A 20492-nucleotide genomic window follows, 5' to 3' on the forward strand; every position below is an offset into this window, starting at 1 on the left:
ACGTCGTGTCCGCAATGTCAGGGAGTCAGAGTTGCAGGCAGGCGAGGATGACCATGGCTTGGGAGTGGCGGCCGCGTTTGTCGTACCGGGTGGCCAGGGCCTTGTGGTGCTTGAGCTTGTTGCAGCAGCGTTCGACGACATTGCGGCACCGGCAGGCGGCACGGTCGAGGTAGTAGCGTCGCTCACCGCGCCGGATACGGCCGTTGATCTGGTCGATCCGTTCCGGGATGGCCGCCCTGGTGCATCGCCTGGGCAGGTAGGCGCGGATCTTCACGGACGAGTAGCCCTTGTCCGCGGCGACCTGCTCCGGTCTGGACCGTGGCCGGCCCGGGGCGCGCGCGATCCTGATGCGGGCCATTACTGCCTCGAACTGGGTGCAGTCGTTGACGTTCCTGGCGGTGAGGGTGAAGGCAAAGGCAAGAAGGCGGTCGTGTCCGTCGCAGGGAAGATGGATCCTTGTGGTCAGTCCGCCGCGAGACCGGCCGATCGCCTCGCCCGGCCAGAGCCCTCTTTTCGGGCCCCCGCCGCATGCTGGTGGGCCCGCACGGTGGTGGAGTCACGATGCGCCAGTCGACGGTGCCCACGGCATCGCAATGCTGCTGGGCGTTGGCCAACAGGCGGTCCTAGGTGCCATCGGCCGACCAGCAGCGGAAGGGTTCGAAGACCGTCTTCCATGGGCCATAGCGTTCGGGCAAATCCCGCCAGGCCGAGAACGGCGAGTCGTCTGCGCCCGGCCGCCGCGGGGTGCGGGGCTGGGGGCAGCGGTCATGGCAGGGATGATAAGAGCTGTTGCACCATCAGCGTCTGGGGGGAACTGTTGTATTTGAACCGCGTGAAGGTTGCTGGTCTGAGGGCGAGCGCCGAAGGGGAGATCGATTGTCAATTGCCTGGGCGTTTCAGTGTCCTGATCGGAGCCAACGGGGCCGGTAAGACGACGATCACCGATTCGTTGTACCTGGCGCACACCAGCCGGTTTCCCCTGCTGCCCCGGCAGAGTTCGGCCGTGTTGGGCACCGGTGGCACGCCGGGGGTCGAGGTGCAGTACCGGCTGGAACCCGCGATGGAGGCCGAGGGCCCCTTGGGGCAGCACATCCGCGACACCTGGCACAGTCCTGCTGACGGCGTTGCCCAGAAGTGGTTCTCGGACCTCGAGCGAAACCTGGGCACGGTCCGTGCCCGGGTCGACCACGACCGCATATTGCAACGCGGTCTGGGGACTGACCCGTTCAAGTTCATCTACCTGCCGGCTTGGCGGCATCCCCTGGACGAGCTGGCTCGTCGTGAGACTCGGATCCTTATCGAGCTGCTCCGATCCCAGCAGGAGCGTCTCGACGGCAGCCGCAGCCTGGTGCCACTGCGGGTGAAGGCCTCCCGACTTTTGGAGAACCTTGCCAAGGACGGGCTCATCGCGGCCGTTGAGGAGCGCGTCAGCGCGCATCTCGCCGCGCTTACTTCCGGGGTGCAGCGTCAGTGGCCATTCGTGCGGGGTCAGGTGATAGACGATTCCTACCTCGCGCGGGTGCTGGAACTGATGCTGGCCGTTGTCGAAGGGCGCTCGTCGGCCCGCCCACTGGAGGTCTCGGGCCTGGGTTACGTCAACCTGCTGCATATGGCGGTGACGCTGGCTGCGATACCCGACTCTGCTGCCCGCGCTGCGGCTGCAGCGAAGGCGCCGGACCCGGCCGAAGATGTCGAGGGATTGTCCCTGGCCGATGAGGAACGACTGGCCAGGGAGAGAAACGCACAGGCCACGGCAGAGGCCGAGTCCGAGGCAGACTCCTTTTTCCCTCGCGCCCAGTTCCACGCCACCGTCGTCATCGAGGAACCCGAAGCTCATCTTCATCCTCAACTGCAGCATGCTCTGGTGCGCTATCTGCGGAAAACCGTGCGGGAGCGTCCCGAACTCCAGATCGTGCTGTCCAGTCACGCTACCGACATCATCACCTCCTGCGCCCCCGAAGACCTCGTCGTCGTGCGGCGCACGCCGGAGGGCCAGCGGGTCTGTCGGCCCATCGCGGAAATTGCTATGACCGAGCGGGGCAAGACGCTGCGTATGGCCCGCCTGCACATGGACGCCAGCCGCTCTGCCGCGCTGTTCGCCGAACGGCTCGTCGTCGTCGAAGGCGTGACCGAGGCAGCCCTGCTGCGGGACTTCGGCCGAGCCTGGGCCGGCACGGACGAGGCGAAGCGCGCCTTTGTCGAGGCGCTCAGCATCATGCATGTCGGAACCAAGGTGGGACCATGGACCTCTCGCCTCTTGGCGACGAAGGGCTCAGAGATCTGTACCCGGCTGGCGGTGCTGCGGGACAGTGACAAGCCGTTCGCCGAGCAGCCCGAACCCCCCAGCTGGCTCGCCGAGCACGATCCGGCGGTCGTACAGGCCTTCATCAGCCACCCGACGCTGGAGCCGTCCATCACGCAGGGAAACGAGCAGCTCATCAGGACAGCGTTGCGTGACATCGACGCAGCGGCTCCTGTACCGATCACCCCGCAAACGGTGCATGATCTCTTCAAGAGTAAACGGAAAGGGAAGAAGGGAGCCCCTGATACCTCTGAGGGGCCGCACAAGAAGGACAAGGCGGCCTTCGCCGACGCACTGGCCTTCCGCCTGAGCGACGCGATCGACCGCGGTGACCCCGTCCACGTCCCGGACCATCTACAGCAGCTGTTCGACTTTCTCTTCCCCCATCCCGCAGGCCCGCCGGGCGACGACGGTTCGAAGACGGATGAAGCAGAGCGCGAGGACGCTTCCTCTGGCTTGTCTCCTGCCGTTCCTGACATCGCGCCGTTCGACGCACCGGCCCCGCCACCGGAGTCTGCGCTGATCGGAGGGTGGCCCACCGCTCCGACACATTTCGCAGACCCCGATCCCTGGGCAGTCGCAACTCGGAACCCTGACCCGTGGGCAGACGCTCCCTGGGGGGACCCGCCGTACGGGGATGGCGACGATGACCAGAGCTGACACCGCCGACTCGCTCACCACTGAGCAACTGATCGCGGCGGCGACGCCGCACCGTCGCGTCTACATCGAAGCTGCCCCCGGTTCCGGCAAGACGACCGTGGCCGCTCAACGCTTCGGCGTCCAGCGTTTCAATGGCAATGACCAACGGGCGGTTGTTGCCGTCAGCTTCACCCGCTCCGCAACCGCCGAGCTCCGCGACCGTGTGCTGCGCCACTGGGGGCGGAGCGTCCTTGACTGGCCGCACCGCGTCGTCACACTCGACACCATCGTGTGTGAGCTGCTCACCCACCTTCTGCACACCGGCCACGTGCGCTGGCCCGCAGACCACCGCGAGCTCACGGTCGTCGACCACTGGCGGGTCCTGCTGCCTACTCGGTGGAGCGACTGGGAGCCCACCGTCGTCTTGAGGACAGGACAGGTCGTGGCCCAGACCGTTCGCCGTGCCAGCAAAGCAAACAGGCCGAACGCAGACGACGTCCGCACGGCGCTGAGCGAGGGGTACTGCACCCACCAGGACGCACGCCACGTCTTCGAAACAGCCCTGGACGCGCCCGGCGTACGCGACGTGGTGCGCACCCGCTTCGCCCAGACAGCGCGAGCTCTGATCGTCGACGAGATCTTTGACGCCAACGCACTCGACCTAGCCCTCGTACGACTCGCCGCCGACGCAGGTCTGGAAGTCACCGTTGTCGGCGATCCGTGGCAGGCCCTCTACGCCTTCCGCGGCGCCCGCCCCGAAGAAGTCCCCGCCCTGACGCAAGAAGCCCGCTTTGTCCAGCGGGACCTGCACACCTCGTTTCGATGGACGAGCCCGCGACAAGCACTGCTGGCCGCCGAACTGCGCGCAGGACTGGGCCAGATACTCCCCAAGGGCCCGGCCGAGACCGCGGATGTCCTAATCGCTCTGCAATGGAAGAGCTTGTGGGAGGCAGGCGCTCATGTCCTGCCCCTCGCCTACAAGTCAACCACTGGAAACATTCAAGAAGCAGCCTGCACCCTGGTGCTCAGCGAAGTCACCCAGCGTATGTTCGGTGAAGACGCCACCTTCCACGCCGACGCTCTCATCACCCTCGGCATCACCCACGACGCGGCGCAACGCCTGCGCCCTCTCCTTCAGTCCATCGTTGACGACCTTGAGGGCACGACCGACACAGCTAAAGTCTGGTCCGCCCTTAACGCGGCTGTTGCCACCGAAACCGACCGCCCTCTCCCCAAAAGGCCACACGCCACCCACATAGCGCGGTTGAAGAACCTGAGTACTCGCCTCCGTAACTCCTCGCGCCTGGTCCCTGGCCTCACCGCCCATCAGGCCAAGGGCCGAGAATGGGACGTCGTCGGAGTCCGACTGACTGATGCGGAGTGCGCAGTACTACGACAAGGCCTCCGCGCGGACAGCGAAGACCATCGCAAGCTCTACGTAGCTCTCACTCGGGCCAGAACACGCACCGTACTTGTCCCGGCAAACGAACTATGACGGCCTACTGCGTCGAGAGCGGAACTGACGCCAGCTCCCCACAGGCCGCCGGGATACGGCCATCGCTCTGAGACTCGCTTTCTCGTTGGGGCTCAGGCGCCCGCCGACGGCCGGAAGCGTGGAGGATGGGACGCCTTCACCGTCACCATCACGGGAGACGGTACGTTCCTCTGTCCGGTTGTGCAGGGTCTCCTTCGTCCTCGATGGGGAACTGGTGGCCGTGCAGCCGGTAGACCATCTCGTCTGGAGCAGTCAGCATCCGTGCCTGCCGCCAGGCTGCATCGAATGACAATTGGCTGCCCGCTTTGCGTCGCAGGCCAAGTGCACGCCAGGAAGATAGGGGGTCCAGGACGATCCGCCACAGCGCGGGGCTCATTCCTTGCGCCGCCCTTCCGCAGTACTAGAAGCGACGGAGGAGTCGTCCGGCGAGTCATCGCCCTTCAGCTTCTGGAGCGCGTCGCAGAGCGCGAGCATGGCCCGGTTCTGTAGCTCAATGTCGTTGAAGCCTTGGCCGACCTCTTCCCACTGGTCGAGGATGGGCTGCCACCATTCGTCAGCAGCGACCATCCACCGTGCCAGGCGCTGCCATTGGGCAACCTGCTGAGCGCCCGGCCAATCGCCTTGCTTTTCGATCCGGTCCAGCACGAAAAGGTCGGGCTGCTCGTACAGGTTCGTGCGGAGGAACCGCAGCCGCCGTACCCGTGCCTCGTCTGCCTGCTGTTGAGCAAGGTCTTCCCGTGCGTTCTCCGAGAGCGCCAGTTCCACACGGGCAGCCAGGCACCGGTACCCGGTGGCGCGAGTGTGTTCTGGGGCGCCGAGCTCGGCGTTGATGGTGTCCTGCGCGATGCGCACCTCGACGGCTGGGAAGAGCTGCGCAACCTCGCTGGCCCGCGCTAGGGTCTGGCTGAGTACGAGGTCTTCGAGATTGAGCCGGGTCCGTAACGCGGGGCGCCACTCGATCGTGAACGTGGCCTCGAAGTTGATACCGGGGGTCGCGCAGCGGAGCATCCGTGGCTGGGCGCAGTGGATCGTACGGGCCCGGCGCTGCCAGAACCACCTCACGCCGAATCCCTGTTGAGCTGAAACACCGTGCGGACACGTGGGTCTACGAGACGGTCCCAGAAGTCATTGGCCGCGTTCGTCTCCCCGTCGACCGAGACGTGCTCCAGTGCCTGCATCAGGCCCACGGAAGCCTTGAAGATCTTTTGGCCGCGTAGGACGGGGAGCAACCTGTCGCGGACGCGGGCGTAGGTGTCGGGGTCGGTCGCTGACTGCCTGACCCATGTGGTGAGGTGGTTGATGGCGTCGGGAGCCGTATCGATGTCTCCCAATAGATCCTGCAAAGCCCGCTTCACGTTCACTTCGGAAGGGACTTCATCGGATAGCAGCCACGGGGTGGTGGTGCCTGGTACGGACATCAGGGCCAGGAAGGCTGCGGTGCCGGCCCCGCGGGACCGACCTGACTGCTGCCATGTTCGTACTTCGGTGATGAGCCGCGCCACCCCGGCGGGGTGCTGAGCCTGCTCGATGAAGACTGCGAGGGCCTCAGGCCAGGCTGATTCGTGCCCACTGTTGGCGGCTCGCCGCAGCCGGACCATGGCCATCCTGGCCTGAGAAGACGTGACGTCCGGGGAGTTCAGCACTTGTCGGCAGGCGGCGACCACCGTAGCCGCCCGTTCCTTGCCCGAAGCCCAGCCGTACAGAATGCCCCACGCTTGGCGGCCGATATGCTCGTCCTGTACTGCCTGGACCAAAAGGGCGCTGAGGAGTTCGTCCTTCACTGGGTAGCTCTTGGAGCCGAGCTGTACGAGGTGGTCGACGTTCCCGTGCCGCAGGGTCAGAGCGGCGATGGCATCCACGACGTGCTCGTTCGCCTCGCTGCTGTCCCCAGACATAAGCCACTTGAGCAAGGGCTCGCGCATGACCTCGTAGTTGTCCCAGACGTAGGTCAGGATGGCCCTGCCGTAGCCGGGTTGGTCGAAGATGGCTTCGTCGTTGCTGCTAACTCCGGCGCCGACATCGACAACACGGCGGCGCAACCCGCGGCCGGCGAATGCCGCACTTGTCGACGAGGCGAAGTCGCTGCCGCTGGCGACATCGGCGCTGATGATGCGCTGCAGGTCGCGGGCGGCTTTGGCCACTACGGGCATTGGCGCGGATTGGCACACAGCCAGGGCCAGGAGGAGGCAGCGGTCTTCCAGTGGCAGCGACGTGTCCTTGCCTCCATGCCCGGAGACCGTCTCTCCGAACAGGGTGTCGAGTTTGTCTCGCCAGTCGGACATGGCGGACGTGATCCGTTCGAGCAGTCCGGCATCGAGCGCGGACCATGACGACGGGACGTCCATGGGGAGCGACGTGTCAGTCAGCCGTTCGTGTTCCCGCCACGCCAGCATGATCGAGTCCGCGGTGCGGACCGCTTCCACGGCGTCGAGACGGCTTATCGAAGCCTTGCTCTTGTCGACGGAGTGAAGGTAAGCAATCAGCCCAGCGGCCTCGCGAGCCCTCAGCCGGGCTTCCACGACACCCTGGGCCGGCGGCGGCTCGGTGACGTGGACGATGTGAATGCCGGATTGGACCGAGGCGTAGTGATCAGTCCAGAGATCCTTGGCCACGTTCAGGACGAGGTAGGAGCCGAGTCTTTCCAGAAGCCCGGCATGCTCTTCCAACATGGTGAGGAAATCGGCCGAGATCCGGTCGTGCTCAGGGTCCTTGAGGTCGACCTGGTAGGCGTGGCGCTCCTCGGCGGGAAGCCAGCCCACTTTGGGTGTCTTCCAGTCCGCGTCCAGTTTCACGATGTCGGTCTCCTCGCCCGTGTGCTCGGCGAGGAGGTGCAGGGCCAGGGTGGTCGATCCGTACGACCGCGGGGCGACGATGATCAGTACGTGCTTCGGCGGGTGTAACCCCGCCGGATCCAGAGCCTGCTGCCACGTCTCTGCCCATTGGCCTTCGCGGGCGATCGGCTCCTGCTTGATCCGGTGACGAGAAAGTGTGGAGCCTTCGAGGATGCCCGGTTTGCGGGTCTCGTTGATGATCTTGTCGGCGTGGTTGACGAAAAACTCCGGCCGGTTCACCGTGATCGGTGCCGGCCCAGTGTCCGGTACGGGGGGCACGACGAACGCTGCCGGGGTGGCTCGGCTGGCGCCAACGGGCTCCGTGCCTTCAGGGGCGCTATTGCTTGGGTCCAGCGGACGCGGAGCCATGCCATCCGCTCCCGTCGACGGAGACTCGAGCTCGTCGGGAGAGCGGCGCGGAAAAGGGAATTGGTCATCGGACATGCGCTCTCTGGTTCCTTTCGATGCGGCTCGGTGCGAGGGCACGGGCACGATCAGATCCGGCGCCGGTCGATGCGCATCGTTCCGACGGTGTTGATCACGGTGGTGTCGGTCATTTCGCCGTTGAACTGGAAGATGGCGCCAGTCGGGCTGTTTGAACCGGCCGACGACGTCGGCGCGGTTGTTCCACCTCCGCCTCCGAGGGGCTCCGGGCTGATGAGCGGTGCGAGGGCTTGCGGTGTCATCTGGGGAACGAACAGCCAGCACGGCTCCTCGAATGTCTTGCCGTGCACCCGCGCCGTGGCGCTGAGGAAGCGTTCCTCGTCGAGGTCCGGTGTCCGTCCCGCGCGGACGGTCCGCCGGAACGCCGCCTCCGAGACGACGGCGGCCAGAAAGCCGCCTTGGTGTTCCCGGGCCACGGTGAGGCCCGCGCGCACGACCTGGCTGTCGAGCAGTCGGCACACCTCGTTGATGGCATCGCCACGATGGTCGGGCAGGGAGAGCGGGCCGACATGCACAGCGGCACGCAGTCGGATCGCTGGTGCGTTGGCGAGCCGTTCACGGTCGTAGCGGACGAGCGCTGTGTGCAGGTGTTCCAGCAGTGGGTCGACCAGCCGTGCGATGTCCTTGGCCGGCATGACGAAGATGGCTCCATCTCCGGTGTCCTTGAATGCACCGGGCCGGTCTCGTGGATCCTGCAGTCCAACGTGGGTCAGCACATTGGTGAGGACGTCATCCAGATCGGAACGGATGGGCGCCATCTTCGCTTCCGGAATCTGGCTGTAGCCCTGCATATCCACGGCCAGGAGTGCCTGCTCCGGTGGCACGTCGACGGACGAAGGTGAGGGAATGGGCACGCTGTCACCGACCTTTCGGTCACGACGGAGGAATCGAGTGCCCCATGCTGATCGGCCCGGGCACGCTCTGGTGCCCACTACTGGGCACCGCCCGGGTGCGGCCGGTCACATCGTGCTGCGGGCGTGGGCCGTGATCGATGTGATGTCATGGATCAGTAGTCCGCCGCCCGGATCCGTCTCCAGCCAGCCCTCTTCCCGCCACGGCTTGATCGCCGTACCGACGGCGTTGCGGGACGCACCGATCATCTGGGAGAGCTCTTCCTGAGTCAGGCGGACACTGACCGCTGGCTGATTCGTTGCAGCTGCGTCCACGAGCCGGCGAAGGGCACCGGCCAGGCGTACGGGAACACACGCGGTGGCGAGTTCGAGCCTGACGGCTTCGGACTCCCTGACCCGCGCGATCGCATGGCGTAGCAGCGGGTTGAGTAGGTCGTTGCTCTCGACAAAGGAAAGGAAATCGGGGGCCGGAATGAGGTGCACATGGCAGGATTCCGCGGCGATCACAGAAGCCGAACGGGGCTGCGCATCCAGGACGGCCAGTTCGCCGAGCAGCTCACCAGGGCCGCGTATCGCGAGCAAGGCCCGTTCCCCGTTCGGCCCCGTCAACGTCACGAGGGTCGACCCCGAAGCCAGCAAGACCACATGGGTACCGGGATCCCCCTGCCGCAGGAGGACACTGCGGGCCGGGCGCACCCGCATGGGGGCGAGGGTACGCAACTGAGACCACAGACTCTCGCCGATCACTGCCATGTGCGACTGATACATATCCCCCCAAACGTAGGGACCAACCCATAGAGGGTGAGATTTTCAGGAAGTGAGGAAGGTGAGCAACAGGACCAATCCGGCCACACTGATTGCGGCCACGGTGAGATCGACGGCCACCTTGACCGCCCGGAACTTTCGGCGCGCAAGGGTGGTCAGGGCAGTCTCACGTTCCGGTATCTCGGCGCAGCTCACTGGACGTGGCGGTAGGGCTGACGACGAGTGCCTGCTTCCGCTGCCTCCACCGACGAACTCCTCACGCCAAACGAGCCCGTCGTCCTTCGGGAAGATGGGGCGCAGGGCCATCAGTGCCGATACCAGGGCTGCCCCGAGCAGTGCGCCCACCAGCGCCACAGCCACGCTGAGCATGCGCGACGAGTTCACCGGTGCGGCCAGCGCCATCCCTGCCGTGATCGCAAGTAGGGCACCGGTTACTCCACTCAGTGCTGTTGCTTTCGTATCCGCGCGCTGCACCTCGACGAACATCCTGTTGTCATCACTCGCAGGTGCACCGGTTGTTGTCGAGACGTGCAGCGGGACGTTCTGCGACTCGGGTTCTTCCACTGCCTTCTCCTTGTCGTTGCCTTGCGGCTTGGAGTAGCAGTCTGGGCAGGCGGCCGGAACGCAGCTGCCCACCAGGTGGTAGCGATCGCGATCGATCGGTCACAGTCGGGAGCCTGGTTTGGTTTGAACCACGAGGCTGCCCGGACCGAGTGCTCCGCAGGCGACGGTGGGGCAGCCAGTGGCGGGTTCACTCGACCACCTAATGCTCTGGGGCCGGATGAAGCCCCAGGCTGCCGGGTTCGTCGAACGACTTTCAGGTCGATGCAGATGGCTCCGTGCTCAACGAAGTGCTTACCTGGCGCATCGTCAGGTAAGTCAGCATCTGGTCAGCATGAGTCCTCACATACTCCGAGGCGGGTGCTCACGCGGGTCCTTGGGCGGCGATGGCATAACAGCCGGATTCTACGCGGAAGCGCAGGTGGGGAACCTTCTAGCCCAAGAGGGATCGATGTTCCTCAGCATCTTCGAGTGTGAGGAGTGTCGGTGTACAGTGAACAACGCCCCTGACCTGCAGAAAGTTGGCGGGGAGCCGTCTTCTAGGAGTCCAAAGTGCTGCGCACTGTTCTCAAGTCCAAGATCCACCGCGCCACCGTCACCCAGGCCGACCTGCACTACGTCGGCTCGGTGACCATCGACGCCGAGCTGCTGGACGCCGCCGATCTGCTGCCCGGTGAGCTCGTGCACATCGTGGACATCACCAACGGGGCCCGGCTCGAGACGTACGTCATCGAGGGGGAGCGGGGGTCCGGGGTGATCGGGATCAACGGGGCCGCGGCGCATCTCGTGCACCCCGGTGATCTGGTGATCCTCATCAGTTATGCCCAGGTCACCGACGCCGAGGCGCGGTCGCTGCGGCCCCGGGTCGTGCACGTGGACGGCGACAACCGTATCGTCGCTCTGGGCGCCGACGCGTCCGAGCCGGTACCGGGCTCGGACCAGGAGCGCAGCCCGCAGGCCGTGTCGGCCTGACCGTACTGACCCGGCGATCCCGCGGGGACGAGGAGCGTGGCCGTGAGTGACATCGAGATCCGTGACGACCGGGCAGCCGGACGGCTGGAGGCGGTCGCTGCCGGAGAGGTCGTCGGGCGCATCGAGTACTTCGTGCTCGACGCCCCCGAGCGCGCACTCGTCCCCGTCCACACGATCGTCGAACCGGCCCACGAGGGCCGGGGCATCGCCGGTTCCCTGGCCCGCGAGCTGTACGGGATGGCGCGGCGCGAGGGCACCACGGTCGCCCCGCTGTGCCCCTACGTCGTGAAGTGGGCCGAGCGTCACCCGGACCAGGCGCCAGCCGCCGACCCGGAGCTGCTGCGCGCGGCCAAGGAGTGGCTCGTGGCGCATCCGGGGCTGTTCTGACCGCGAAGCGAACCTGACCGCGGACACGGAGATCGAGGGGGCTCGCGTGCTGGCGCTGTTGCACACGTCAGCCGTCCACGTTCCGGTCTTCGACGCGCTGCGCGACGCGGCGCATCCGGGGCTGGAGCTGCGCCACCACGTCGACGCCGGACTGCTGGAGCGGGCGCGGGGCGAAGGGCCCGACGCGGTGGCCGGAGCCGTCGCGACCCTGCTGAGGCGGGCGGTGGCCGACGGGGCGCGCGCCGTGCTGTGCACCTGCTCCACCATCGGCGGCGTCGCCGAGACAGCGGGAGCCGCGGTCGGCGTCGGCGTGCCGGTGCTGCGTGTCGACCGGCCGATGGCCGCCGCGGCGGTCGCCGTCGGTCCGCGTGTCCTCGTGCTCGCCGCCCTGGAGAGCACACTCGCTCCCACGGCGGCACTGGTCGAGGAGGAGGCCCGGCGTGCGGGGCGGCCCGTGGAGGTGCGGACCCGGCTGGTGGGCGGCGCCTGGCAGCGGTTCGAGGCCGGTGACACCGACGGATACCTGCGACGGGTGACCGAGGCGGCCGACTCCGTGACCGGCGCGGACGTGATCGTCCTGGCCCAGGCGTCCATGGCGCCCGCCCGGGACGTGACGACGGTCCGCGTTCCCGTACTGGCCAGCCCCGGGCCGGGCCTCTCCGCCGCGGCGGCGGCCTGCGTGGGCCACCCGGACCCGCCGGTGCGCCCGGGCGTGGGAGATCGTACGGCCGGGTGAGTGGGGCGTCGGCCCTCGGGTAGGCGGGGGACAAGTCGAGAGAGCCGACGTCGACCGACTGGCCGGAGGACAGCGCCATGACGAACCCTTATCCGGATCCCGCCCCGCCGGGGCCCACTCCAGGACCGGCCCCGGAGCCGCCACAGCCGGCCCCGGACCCGGCGACGCCGCCGGTCCCCGGCCCGGAGCCGACCCCTCCGCCGCCGGCCCCGGGGCCGGGCCCGCAGCCCACGCCGCAGCCTCCGGGTCCCGGTCCGGAGCCGACTCCGCAGCCTCCGGGTCCCGGCCCGCAGCCCACGCCTCCCGGTCCTTCGCCGTCGCCGGTCCCGCCGGGGCCCGAGCCCGTGCCGAACCCCGAGCCGGGGCCACCGCTCACCTGAACGACGGGGCACACGGCTCGCGGGGCTGTTCCGGGACGGTGCTACGCGGTGACCTCCGACCGGTCCCCGCCCCACAGCGTGTGGAACGCGCCGTCCCGGTCCGTCCTGCGGTACGTGTGCGCCCCGAAGAAGTCCCGCTGCCCCTGGGTCAGCGCGGCGGGGAGCCGCTCGGCGCGCAGGGCGTCGTAGTAGGCGAGGGCGGCGGCGAAGCCCGGTGTCGGCACGCCCTGCCGGGTGGCGGCGACCAGGACCTCGCGCCAGTCGTCCTGCGCGGCGGCGATCTCCTGCGCGAAGGTCTCGTCCGACAGCAGGCTCGGCAGGTCCGGGCGGGCGTCGTACGCCGCACGGATGCGGTCCAGGAAGGCCGCACGGATGATGCAGCCGCCGCGCCAGATCGCGGAGACCGCGCCCAGGTCGATGTCCCAGCCGTACTCCTCGCTGCCCGCGGCGATCTCGTGGAAGCCCTGCGTGTATGACACGATCTTCGACGCGTACAGCGCCTGCTCGACGCGGTTGGCGAAGGCCGCCGCCTCCGACTCGCCCAGCGGGGACGCCTTCGGGCCGGCCAGGCCGCGTGAGGCCTCGCGCAGCGCCGCGTGGCCGGACAGCGACCGGGCGAAGACGGCCTCCGCGATGCCCGAGACCGGGACGCCCAGGTCGAGGGCGATCTGCACGGTCCAGCGGCCGGTGCCCTTCTGCTCCGCCTGGTCGACCACGACGTCCACGAACGGCGTGCCCGTCGCCGCGTCCACGTGGGACAGCACCTCGGCCGTGATCTCGATCAGGTAGGAGTCCAGGCGGCCGGTGTTCCAGGTGCGGAAGATCTCCGCGATCTGCGCGGGGGAGTACCCGGCGACGTCGCGCAGCAGCTGGTACGCCTCGCCGATCAGCTGCATGTCGGCGTACTCGATGCCGTTGTGCACCATCTTCACGAAGTGACCGGCGCCGTCGGGACCGACGTGCGTCACACAGGGAGCCTCGTCCGCCGCCTTCGCCGAGATCTTCTCCAGCATCGGCCCCAGCGAGTCGTACGACTCCTTCGAGCCACCCGGCATGATGCTGGGTCCGTGCAGCGCGCCCTCCTCGCCGCCGGAGATGCCGGTGCCCACGAAGTGGATGCCCTGCTCGCGCAGTTCGCGCTCCCGGCGGCGGGTGTCCGCGAAGTGCGCGTTGCCCCCGTCGATGATCATGTCGCCGGGTTCGAGGAGCGGGGCGAACTCCCGGATCACCGCGTCGGTCGGCTCACCGGCCTTCACCATGACCACCAGCCGTCGCGGCCGCTCCAGCGCCGCCACGAACTCCTTGGCGGTCTCGGTCGCGACGAAGTCCCCCTCGCTGCCGAACTCCTCCACCAGCGCGCGGGTGCGTGAAACGGTCCGGTTGTGCACCGCGACCGTGTAGCCGTTGCGGGCGAAGTTGCGGGCGAGGTTGCGGCCCATGACCGCGAGACCCGTGACGCCGATCTGCGCTGTACTGCTCATTGCGTTGGCTCCTCATGACCTTGGTGTCGGTGGTGCCCGTGTCCGCCAGTATCGTCAATTCCGCCGCTCGACCACGCTGACGTGCCGGTACGCCGGTGCACTTCGTGCTCTCAGGACTCCAGTACGAGGGGGAGGGGCCCGGCGCCTCACCGGGAGGACACCCCATCCGGCCAACGGCCGCGCGTTCCCGGCCACTCGGCGCGTTCAACCGGCCGGTTGCCGTCTTGTCATGGCCTGTTCCCCGCGCTTACTTTTGCCGCTCCTGACGCAATGTCGAAGGGGTCCCCCATGGCCGTACGCGGCCGGCACCGCCGGTATCAGCCGAACAGGATCAACCGCGCCTCACTGACCGTCACCGCGGGCGGCGCGGGACTGGCCCTCCCCCTCGTCGGCACCGGCACGGCGCACGCCGCCGACGTGGCGACCTGGGACAAGGTCGCCGCCTGCGAGTCCACCGACGACTGGGACGTCAACACCGGCAACGGCTACTACGGCGGGTTGCAGTTCACCCAGTCCACCTGGGAGGCCTTCGGCGGCACGCGGTACGCCCCGCGCGCCGACCTGGCCACCAAGGATCAGCAGATCGCCGTCGCCGAGAAGGTGCTCGACGCCCAGGGTCCGGGCGCCTGGCCGGTGTGTTCGCAGCGGGCCGGGCTGGCCCGCGGCGGTGACACGCCCGACCTCCGGCCGGCCGGGGGAGCGGGGAGCGAGAAGAGCCGCGAGCAGCTGACGACCCGAGCGGCGGAGAAGTCCGAAACCGTGAAGGACGTCCAGCCCCAGACCACGCCGCAGTCCCGGGCCGGCAAGGCCCGGATGTACACGGTGGTCACCGGCGACACCCTCTCCGGCATCGCGGACACCCACGAGGTCCGGGGCGGCTGGCAGCGACTGTACGAGGCCAACCGCCGCGCGATCGGATCCGATCCCGACCTGATCCTGCCCGGACAGCGCCTGGCACTGCGCGGCCAGGGGGCGGCCACGCCGTCCGATGCCGGGTCGGACCGGGGGACCGAGCAGCGGAAGGAAAAGCACAAGGAACGGCAGCAGGAGCCGAAACAGCAGCAGCAGAAGAAGCAGCAGAAGAAGCAGGAGCCGGAGCAGCGGAAGAAGCCGGCGAAGAAGTCGGAGCCGGAGCGGCAGAAGCACCAGGAGCAGCGGAAGGCGCCGAAGAAGTCGTCCACCGGCAGCGGCGGGGCCGGCGCCCACCAGGCCGTCGTCGCACCCGTCGACGCCGCCACCGGCACGCCGTACCACCAGGCGGGCTCCTCCTGGTCGAAGGGCTACCACACCGGCGTCGACTTCCCCGTGCCCACCGGCACCTCCGTGAAGTCGGTCGCGGCCGGCCACGTGGTCAGCGCGGGCTGGGGCGGTTCGTACGGCTACCAGGTGGTGGTCCGGCACGGCGACGGACGCTTCTCCCAGTACGCGCACCTCTCCGCGATCTCCGTGCGCAGCGGTCAGTCGGTCGGTGCCGGCCAGCGTCTCGGACGCTCCGGCTCCACGGGCAACGTCACGGGCCCGCATCTGCACTTCGAGGTGCGGACGGGGCCCGGTTTCGGTTCGGACGTCGACCCGCTGGCGTATCTGCGGGCCCGCGGCGTCAGGATCTGATCCGGACCCGTCGGCGGTCGAGCACGAGCGGCGGGATGAACAGGCCACCGTAGAGCGAGCCGTAGGCGAGCGTCGTGCCGTCAGGCTCCACCGGTGTCCGGGGGGCGTACGTCTCCTCCTCGGAGGGGACGGTGTCCGGGGCGGGTGACGGGACCGGGGAGGGCACGAAGACCTTGCCGGGCAGCCGGGGCATCGGGGCCACCGGCACCGTCGCCACCCCCGGGACCGCCGCGATCTCGGCGGCCACGGGCGCCGCCGCGACGGACGCGACCACCGGCGCCTGCCCGACCGCCGCGACCGCCGGCGCCTGCCCGACCGCCGCGACCGCCGCAGCCGCCGCACCGCTGTCCGGCGCCGCTGAAGCGACCCCACCGCTCATGGACGCCGAAGCCGCACCGTCCGCGACCGGCGCAGCCGCCGATGCCGCCACCCCGCCCACAGACACCGCGGCCACCGCACCCCCGTGCCGTCCCTCTGCCTCGCCCTCGTCCAGGGCGCCCCCGTCCAGAGCGCCCTCGGCCTCGGCGCCCTCCCGCGCGATCCGCTCCGTCGTCAGCATGATCAGTCCGCCGGCGGCGACGACCCCGCAGCTCAGGGCGAGCGCGGTGCCGGTCGTGCCGTAGCGGAACGTCTCGCCGAACATCGTGATGCCCACGACGGCGGCCACCACCGGGTTCACGACCGTGAGCGTGGCCAGCGGTGCGGCGAGACCGGCGCCCCGGTAGGAGGCCTGCGAGAGAACCATGCCGGCCGTGGCGAGTATCCCGATCACGGCCAGCGACGGCAGGTCGGCGGCGGACACCCCGCCGGTCCAGTCGACCGCGACCGTCTTGGTGAACACCGAGGACATGCCGAAGGCTATGCCGGACGCGGTCGCCAGCAGGATGCTCCGCACCGCCGGGTGCCGGTGCGCGGCCCGCCCCGCGATCATCAGCGCCACGAGCGCACCGCCGGTGACCAGGGCCACCGCCACCCGCTGCGCCGTGCTCAGCGACTGCGCGTCGGAGGCGCCGACCAGCGACAGCAGGCCGGCGAGGCCGACCGTCGCCATCAGCGCGCCCCGCCAGGCCGTCGCACCGGCCCTGCGGCCCACGAAGAACGCCGCCATGGGCAGCGCGAAGACGATGGTGAGCGCTCCCAGCGGCTGCACCAGGCTCAGCGGGCCGAGCGCGAGGGCGACCACGTGCAGCAGACCGCCGAGGCCGTTCAGCGACACCGCCGCCCACCAGGCGGGATGGCGCACGGGAGCGTACTGGGCACCCGGGGACGACGCCGCGACCTGCTCCTGCACGATCGCTCCGCCCGCGTACGCCACGGCGGAGACGAGCGACAGCAGCACGGACAACGCGAGGGCGCTCATCGGCTGCTCCTCTGCGTGAGGCGGGGGCACTGGGCCCGGCGCGGCGAACGGTCGTCATCCATGCACAACACGATGCCGCCTCAGGGTCTTCCCGTCGTCGTCCCTGAGCACTCATTGGGTCCTACTACCGATGGAGTACGCAGCCGCCGCCGTCCTCCCCAGGGTGGGCGACTTCCGTCTCCGGCCCCTGGCTCTGCCCCGTAGGGGCCCTGATACTACTGCTCCTCGTGGACCTCGATCCCGGACTCTCGGCTCTCCGCCCGCTCGGCGGCTTCTCCGTCCTGCGCGCCTCGCTGCCCCTGCCCCCGCCGGGGCCCGCCGCCCCCGTGCCGCTCGCCCACGCCTACACCTCCGCCGTGCAGTACGAGGGCGCGGCCGCGGACGTTCAGGTTCCGGTTCACCGGAGCGGCCCGCCGGCCGGTCCGCTGGACCTGCGCGTCCGGAAGGTGGCCGCCGCGCTCGCCGCTCCCGAGGTCCGGGTCGCCGCCTCCGTGGCCCACCAGGGGCTCGCGGCCCGCCTCTGGTCGGTGACCCTGGCCTGCGCCGTCCTCTACGGGCAGGTCCCCGACCTGGACCCCCGCCTGCTGCACTGGGACCCGGAGGCCACCGCACCCGACGACCTCTGGCTCCCCGAGGTGCACGCCCGGCCGGGGGACGCCGCCACCGTCGCGGACGTCGTGCTCACCGCGCATCTCGCACCCCTCGCCGAGACCGTGCACGCCCGCTTCGGGGTCGCGACCGGGCTGCTGCGCGGCAACACGGCCTCCGCCCTGGCCGGCGCCGGACGCGAACTGGACCGCTGGGCCCGCCGCCACGGCCGTACGGATGTCGCCGACCGGGCCCGGTCGCTCACCTCGGACCTGCTGGCCCACCCGCTGCTCGCCGGAGCCGGCACCCTCACCGGCACGTCCTTCCGCCGCCGCAGCTGCTGCCTGTACTACCGGGTGCCGGGAGGGGGAGTCTGCGGCGACTGCTGCTTCCCGAGTCCGCCCGCACCGGCCCGTTCCGTGCGCCCGCCCCGGACGGCCCGCCCCACGCGCTCTTCCCCCGGCGCCCGCTCTGGGTGACCATGAGGGTGACAGCCGCCGACAGGGGAGGTTCCGGGTGCGCGTGGGACTGCTGACGCGTGAGTTCCCGCCGGACGTGTACGGAGGCGCCGGAGTCCACGTGGAGTTCCTCGCCCGGGAACTCGCCCGTCTCGTCGACCTCGACGTGCACAGCTGGGGCGAGGGCCGCACCGACGGGGTGCTGCGCCACCGGCCCTGGCCGGCGCTCGACGGTGCCAACGACGCGCTGCGCACCTTCTCCGTCGACCTCGCCATGGCCGCCGCCCTCGAAGGCCGCGAACTGGTGCACTCCCACACCTGGTACGCCAACCTCGGCGGACACCTCGCCAAGCTCCTGTACGGCGTCCCGCACGTGATGACCGCCCATTCCCTGGAGCCGCTGCGCCCCTGGAAGGCCGAGCAGCTCGGCGGCGGCTACACCCTGTCCGGCTGGGCCGAGCGCACCGCCGTCGAGGCGGCCGACGCGGTGATAGCCGTGTCCGGCGCGATGCGCGAGGACATCCTCGGCTGCTACCCGGCCCTCGACGCCTCCCGGGTCCACGTCGTGCACAACGGGATCGACACCCAGCTCTACCGTCCGGACCACGGCACCGACGCACTGGACCGGATCGGCCTGGACCGCTCCCGCCCCTACGTCCTGTTCGTCGGCCGCATCACCCGCCAGAAGGGCGTGCCCCACCTGCTGCACGCGGTGCGGGACATCGACCCGGCCGCCCAGGTCGTGCTGTGCGCCGGCGCCCCCGACACCCCCGAGATCGATCAGGAGTTCCGCCGCCTGTTCGCCGAACTGAGCGGCGCCCGCGAGGGCGTCCACTGGATCCCGGGCATGCTGCCGCGCCCCGAGGTGATCCAGCTCCTGACGCACGCCGCCGTCTTCGTCTGCCCCTCCGTGTACGAGCCGCTCGGCATCGTCAACCTGGAGGCGATGGCCTGCGGCACCCCCGTGGTGGCCTCCCGGGTGGGCGGCATCCCCGAGGTCGTGGCCGACGGCGAAACGGGGGTACTCGTGCCGAGAGAGGGTGTCGGGGACGACGACTTCGAGGCGGGACTCGGGCGTGCGCTGGACTCCGTGCTCGGCGACCCGGACGCCGCCCGGCGCATGGGCGAGGCGGGCCGGGCGCGTGCGGTCGGGGAGTTCGGCTGGGACACGGTCGCGCGCCGCACGGTCCGGCTCTACGAGGAGATCCTCAAGCAGGCTTGAGCCGCCCCGCACCGGGGCGGCCGGGGACGAGGGTGAGGGGAGCGGCCATGCGTCGTGGAGGTCCTTCGGTGCTCGGCATCGTGCTGGCGGGCGGAGAGGGCAAACGCCTGATGCCCCTGACCACGGACCGGGCCAAACCCGCGGTCACCTTCGGCGGCACCTACCGGCTGGTCGACTTCGTCCTGTCCAACCTGGTCAACGGCGACATCCTGCGGATCTGCGTGCTGACCCAGTACAAGTCGCACTCCCTGAACCGGCACATCACCACCACCTGGCGGATGTCCAGTCTGCTCGGCAACTACGTCACGCCGGTCCCCGCGCAGCAGCGCCTCGGCCCGCGCTGGTACCTCGGCAGCGCCGACGCGATCCTGCAGTCCCTCAACCTGGTGCACGACGAACAGCCCGAATACGTCGCCGTCTTCGGCGCCGACCACGTGTACCGGATGGACCCGCGCCAGATGCTCGCCCAGCACATCGAGTCCGGAGCGGGCGTCACCGTCGCCGGGATACGGGTGCCGCGCGCCGAGTCGCCGTCCTTCGGCGTGATCACCCCGGGCTCCGACGGGCAGACCGTCACGGGCTTCCTGGAGAAGCCCGCCGACCCGCCCGGCCTCCCCGACGACCCGGGGTGCGTCTTCGCCTCGATGGGCAACTACGTCTTCACCACCAAGGCCCTCGTCGAGGCCCTGCACCGGGACGCCGAGGACGAGAACTCCGTGCACGACATGGGCGGTTCGATCCTTCCCCAGCTCACCGACCGGGGCGAGGCCGCGCTGTACGACTTCAGCGCCAACCACGTGCCGGGGGAGACCTCCCGTGACCAGGGCTACTGGCGGGACGTGGGGACGCTGGACGCCTACTACGACGCCCACATGGACCTCATCGCCGAGCGGCCCGCCTTCAACCTCTACAACCGCGACTGGCCGATCTACACCACCTCCACCCAGCTCTCGCCCGCCCGCTTCAACGCCGGCGGCATCGCCAGCGAGTCGATCATCAGCGCGGGCTGCCTGATCCGGGGGCAGGTCACCCGGTCCGTGCTCTCGCCGGGCGTGGTCGTCGACCCCGGGGCGGTCGTGCAGGGCTCGGTGCTGCACGACAACGTGCACATCGGCCGGGGCGCGGTGGTGCGCGGGGCGGTGCTGGACAAGAACGTGGAGGTGCCGCCAGGTGCGACGATCGGCGTCAACCCGCAGCGCGACGGCGAGTTGTACACCGTCTCCGAGGGCGGCGTGATCGCGCTGGGCAAGGGGCAGCGGGTGCTCTGACGGACGGAGACCGGACCGAGGGACCGGTCCGAGGACCGGGCGGACGGCGGCCCCGGGCGCGCGATACGCGCGTGGACCCCGGGGCCGTTGTCATGTCCCTGGACGCCAAGCGGAATCCGTGTTGTCATGCCTCTGCACCCT

The 20492-nt window shown here is 69.4% G+C and carries 16 protein-coding genes and 1 pseudogene; 9 read left to right on the top strand and 8 right to left on the bottom strand.

The features are described from left to right. Positions 1 to 25: 25 nt before the first annotated feature. A pseudogene (locus tag ACIBCJ_RS01230) lies at positions 26 to 710 on the bottom strand (IS5 family transposase); the annotation flags it as partial. 122 nt (positions 711 to 832) lie between these two features. Between ACIBCJ_RS01230 and ACIBCJ_RS01235 the strand changes: the two are divergent. Both ACIBCJ_RS01235 and ACIBCJ_RS01240 read left to right on the top strand, forming a co-directional pair. Next, positions 833 to 2962, top strand: a complete 2130-nt coding sequence (locus ACIBCJ_RS01235; RefSeq protein ID WP_365978927.1) for an AAA family ATPase — start codon at positions 833 to 835, stop codon at positions 2960 to 2962. Then, positions 2940 to 4436, top strand: a complete 1497-nt coding sequence (locus ACIBCJ_RS01240; protein WP_365978841.1) for a UvrD-helicase domain-containing protein — start codon at positions 2940 to 2942, stop codon at positions 4434 to 4436. Before ACIBCJ_RS01235 ends, ACIBCJ_RS01240 begins: the two co-directional genes overlap by 23 nt. 372 nt (positions 4437 to 4808) lie before the next feature. Here the strand turns inward: ACIBCJ_RS01240 and ACIBCJ_RS01245 are convergent, their stop codons facing one another. From ACIBCJ_RS01245 to ACIBCJ_RS01265, 5 genes are all read right to left on the bottom strand, one after another. Then, entirely contained in the window at positions 4809 to 5498 is a 690-nt protein-coding gene (locus tag ACIBCJ_RS01245) for a hypothetical protein (protein ID WP_365978840.1), read from the bottom strand. After that, the gene (locus tag ACIBCJ_RS01250; RefSeq protein ID WP_365978839.1) at positions 5495 to 7711 is read right to left on the bottom strand and encodes a hypothetical protein; all 2217 of its coding nucleotides are present in this window, start codon (positions 7709 to 7711) and stop codon (positions 5495 to 5497) included. The genes ACIBCJ_RS01245 and ACIBCJ_RS01250 overlap by 4 nt, the downstream gene beginning before the upstream one ends. 50 nt (positions 7712 to 7761) lie before the next feature. Then, complete coding sequence (locus tag ACIBCJ_RS01255; RefSeq protein ID WP_365978838.1) at positions 7762 to 8565, bottom strand: hypothetical protein; 804 nt, start codon at positions 8563 to 8565, stop codon at positions 7762 to 7764. Positions 8566 to 8670: 105 nt separating this feature from the next. Next, the gene (locus ACIBCJ_RS01260; RefSeq protein WP_365978837.1) at positions 8671 to 9315 is read right to left on the bottom strand and encodes a Crp/Fnr family transcriptional regulator; all 645 of its coding nucleotides are present in this window, start codon (positions 9313 to 9315) and stop codon (positions 8671 to 8673) included. 57 nt (positions 9316 to 9372) lie between these two features. Beyond that, complete coding sequence (locus ACIBCJ_RS01265) at positions 9373 to 9891, bottom strand: hypothetical protein (protein ID WP_365978836.1); 519 nt, start codon at positions 9889 to 9891, stop codon at positions 9373 to 9375. A 549-nt stretch (positions 9892 to 10440) separates the two neighbouring features. Here ACIBCJ_RS01265 and panD point away from each other — a divergent pair. The 3 genes from panD to ACIBCJ_RS01280 are packed head-to-tail and all read left to right on the top strand — an operon-like array spanning position 10441 to position 11983. Further along, positions 10441 to 10860 carry an aspartate 1-decarboxylase gene (gene panD / locus ACIBCJ_RS01270; protein ID WP_365978835.1) on the top strand — a complete coding sequence of 140 codons (420 nt, stop codon included), beginning with the start codon at positions 10441 to 10443 and terminating at the stop codon, positions 10858 to 10860. Between the two features lie 42 nt (positions 10861 to 10902). After that, on the top strand, positions 10903 to 11247 hold the full coding sequence (locus tag ACIBCJ_RS01275) for a GNAT family N-acetyltransferase (protein WP_365978834.1): 345 nt from the start codon (positions 10903 to 10905) through the stop codon (positions 11245 to 11247). Positions 11248 to 11293: 46 nt separating this feature from the next. Continuing rightward, complete coding sequence (locus ACIBCJ_RS01280; protein ID WP_365978833.1) at positions 11294 to 11983, top strand: aspartate/glutamate racemase family protein; 690 nt, start codon at positions 11294 to 11296, stop codon at positions 11981 to 11983. Positions 11984 to 12404: 421 nt separating this feature from the next. Here the strand turns inward: ACIBCJ_RS01280 and gndA are convergent, their stop codons facing one another. Then, positions 12405 to 13844 carry an NADP-dependent phosphogluconate dehydrogenase gene (gndA, locus tag ACIBCJ_RS01285; RefSeq protein WP_365978832.1) on the bottom strand — a complete coding sequence of 480 codons (1440 nt, stop codon included), beginning with the start codon at positions 13842 to 13844 and terminating at the stop codon, positions 12405 to 12407. Between the two features lie 288 nt (positions 13845 to 14132). Here gndA and ACIBCJ_RS01290 point away from each other — a divergent pair, with 288 nt between their 5' ends. Continuing rightward, the gene (locus tag ACIBCJ_RS01290; RefSeq protein WP_365978831.1) at positions 14133 to 15455 is read left to right on the top strand and encodes a transglycosylase family protein; all 1323 of its coding nucleotides are present in this window, start codon (positions 14133 to 14135) and stop codon (positions 15453 to 15455) included. Here the strand turns inward: ACIBCJ_RS01290 and ACIBCJ_RS01295 are convergent. Further along, the gene (locus tag ACIBCJ_RS01295) at positions 15445 to 16815 is read right to left on the bottom strand and encodes a DMT family transporter (protein ID WP_365978830.1); all 1371 of its coding nucleotides are present in this window, start codon (positions 16813 to 16815) and stop codon (positions 15445 to 15447) included. The genes ACIBCJ_RS01290 and ACIBCJ_RS01295 overlap by 11 nt on opposite strands. A gap of 227 nt (positions 16816 to 17042) precedes the next feature. Here ACIBCJ_RS01295 and ACIBCJ_RS01300 point away from each other — a divergent pair, with 227 nt between their 5' ends. The 3 genes from ACIBCJ_RS01300 to glgC are packed head-to-tail and all read left to right on the top strand — an operon-like array spanning position 17043 to position 20351. Beyond that, on the top strand, positions 17043 to 17882 hold the full coding sequence (locus ACIBCJ_RS01300) for a (2Fe-2S)-binding protein (protein ID WP_365978829.1): 840 nt from the start codon (positions 17043 to 17045) through the stop codon (positions 17880 to 17882). 37 nt (positions 17883 to 17919) lie between these two features. Then, positions 17920 to 19083, top strand: a complete 1164-nt coding sequence (gene glgA / locus ACIBCJ_RS01305) for a glycogen synthase (protein WP_365978828.1) — start codon at positions 17920 to 17922, stop codon at positions 19081 to 19083. Positions 19084 to 19130: 47 nt separating this feature from the next. After that, the gene (gene glgC / locus ACIBCJ_RS01310; RefSeq protein ID WP_365978827.1) at positions 19131 to 20351 is read left to right on the top strand and encodes a glucose-1-phosphate adenylyltransferase; all 1221 of its coding nucleotides are present in this window, start codon (positions 19131 to 19133) and stop codon (positions 20349 to 20351) included. The last annotated feature ends 141 nt before the right edge of the window (positions 20352 to 20492 follow it).

It is taken from the genome of Streptomyces sp. NPDC051136 (genome assembly GCF_044455745.1).
Taxonomy (GTDB): Bacteria; Actinomycetota; Actinomycetes; order Streptomycetales; family Streptomycetaceae; genus Streptomyces.

What these genes read in the sequence shown, in the direction of transcription:
- ACIBCJ_RS01240 (WP_365978841.1), top strand. Translation starts at nt 2,940, where the DNA reads ATGGCGACGATGACCAGAGCTGACACCGCCGACTCGCTCACCACTGAG.
- ACIBCJ_RS01250 (WP_365978839.1), bottom strand. Translation starts at nt 7,711, where the DNA reads ATGTCCGATGACCAATTCCCTTTTCCGCGCCGCTCTCCCGACGAGCTC.
- ACIBCJ_RS01260 (WP_365978837.1), bottom strand. Translation starts at nt 9,315, where the DNA reads ATGGCAGTGATCGGCGAGAGTCTGTGGTCTCAGTTGCGTACCCTCGCC.
- gndA (WP_365978832.1), bottom strand. Translation starts at nt 13,844, where the DNA reads ATGAGCAGTACAGCGCAGATCGGCGTCACGGGTCTCGCGGTCATGGGC.
- ACIBCJ_RS01290 (WP_365978831.1), top strand. Translation starts at nt 14,133, where the DNA reads ATGGCCGTACGCGGCCGGCACCGCCGGTATCAGCCGAACAGGATCAAC.
- ACIBCJ_RS01295 (WP_365978830.1), bottom strand. Translation starts at nt 16,815, where the DNA reads ATGAGCGCCCTCGCGTTGTCCGTGCTGCTGTCGCTCGTCTCCGCCGTG.
- glgC (WP_365978827.1), top strand. Translation starts at nt 19,131, where the DNA reads ATGCGTCGTGGAGGTCCTTCGGTGCTCGGCATCGTGCTGGCGGGCGGA.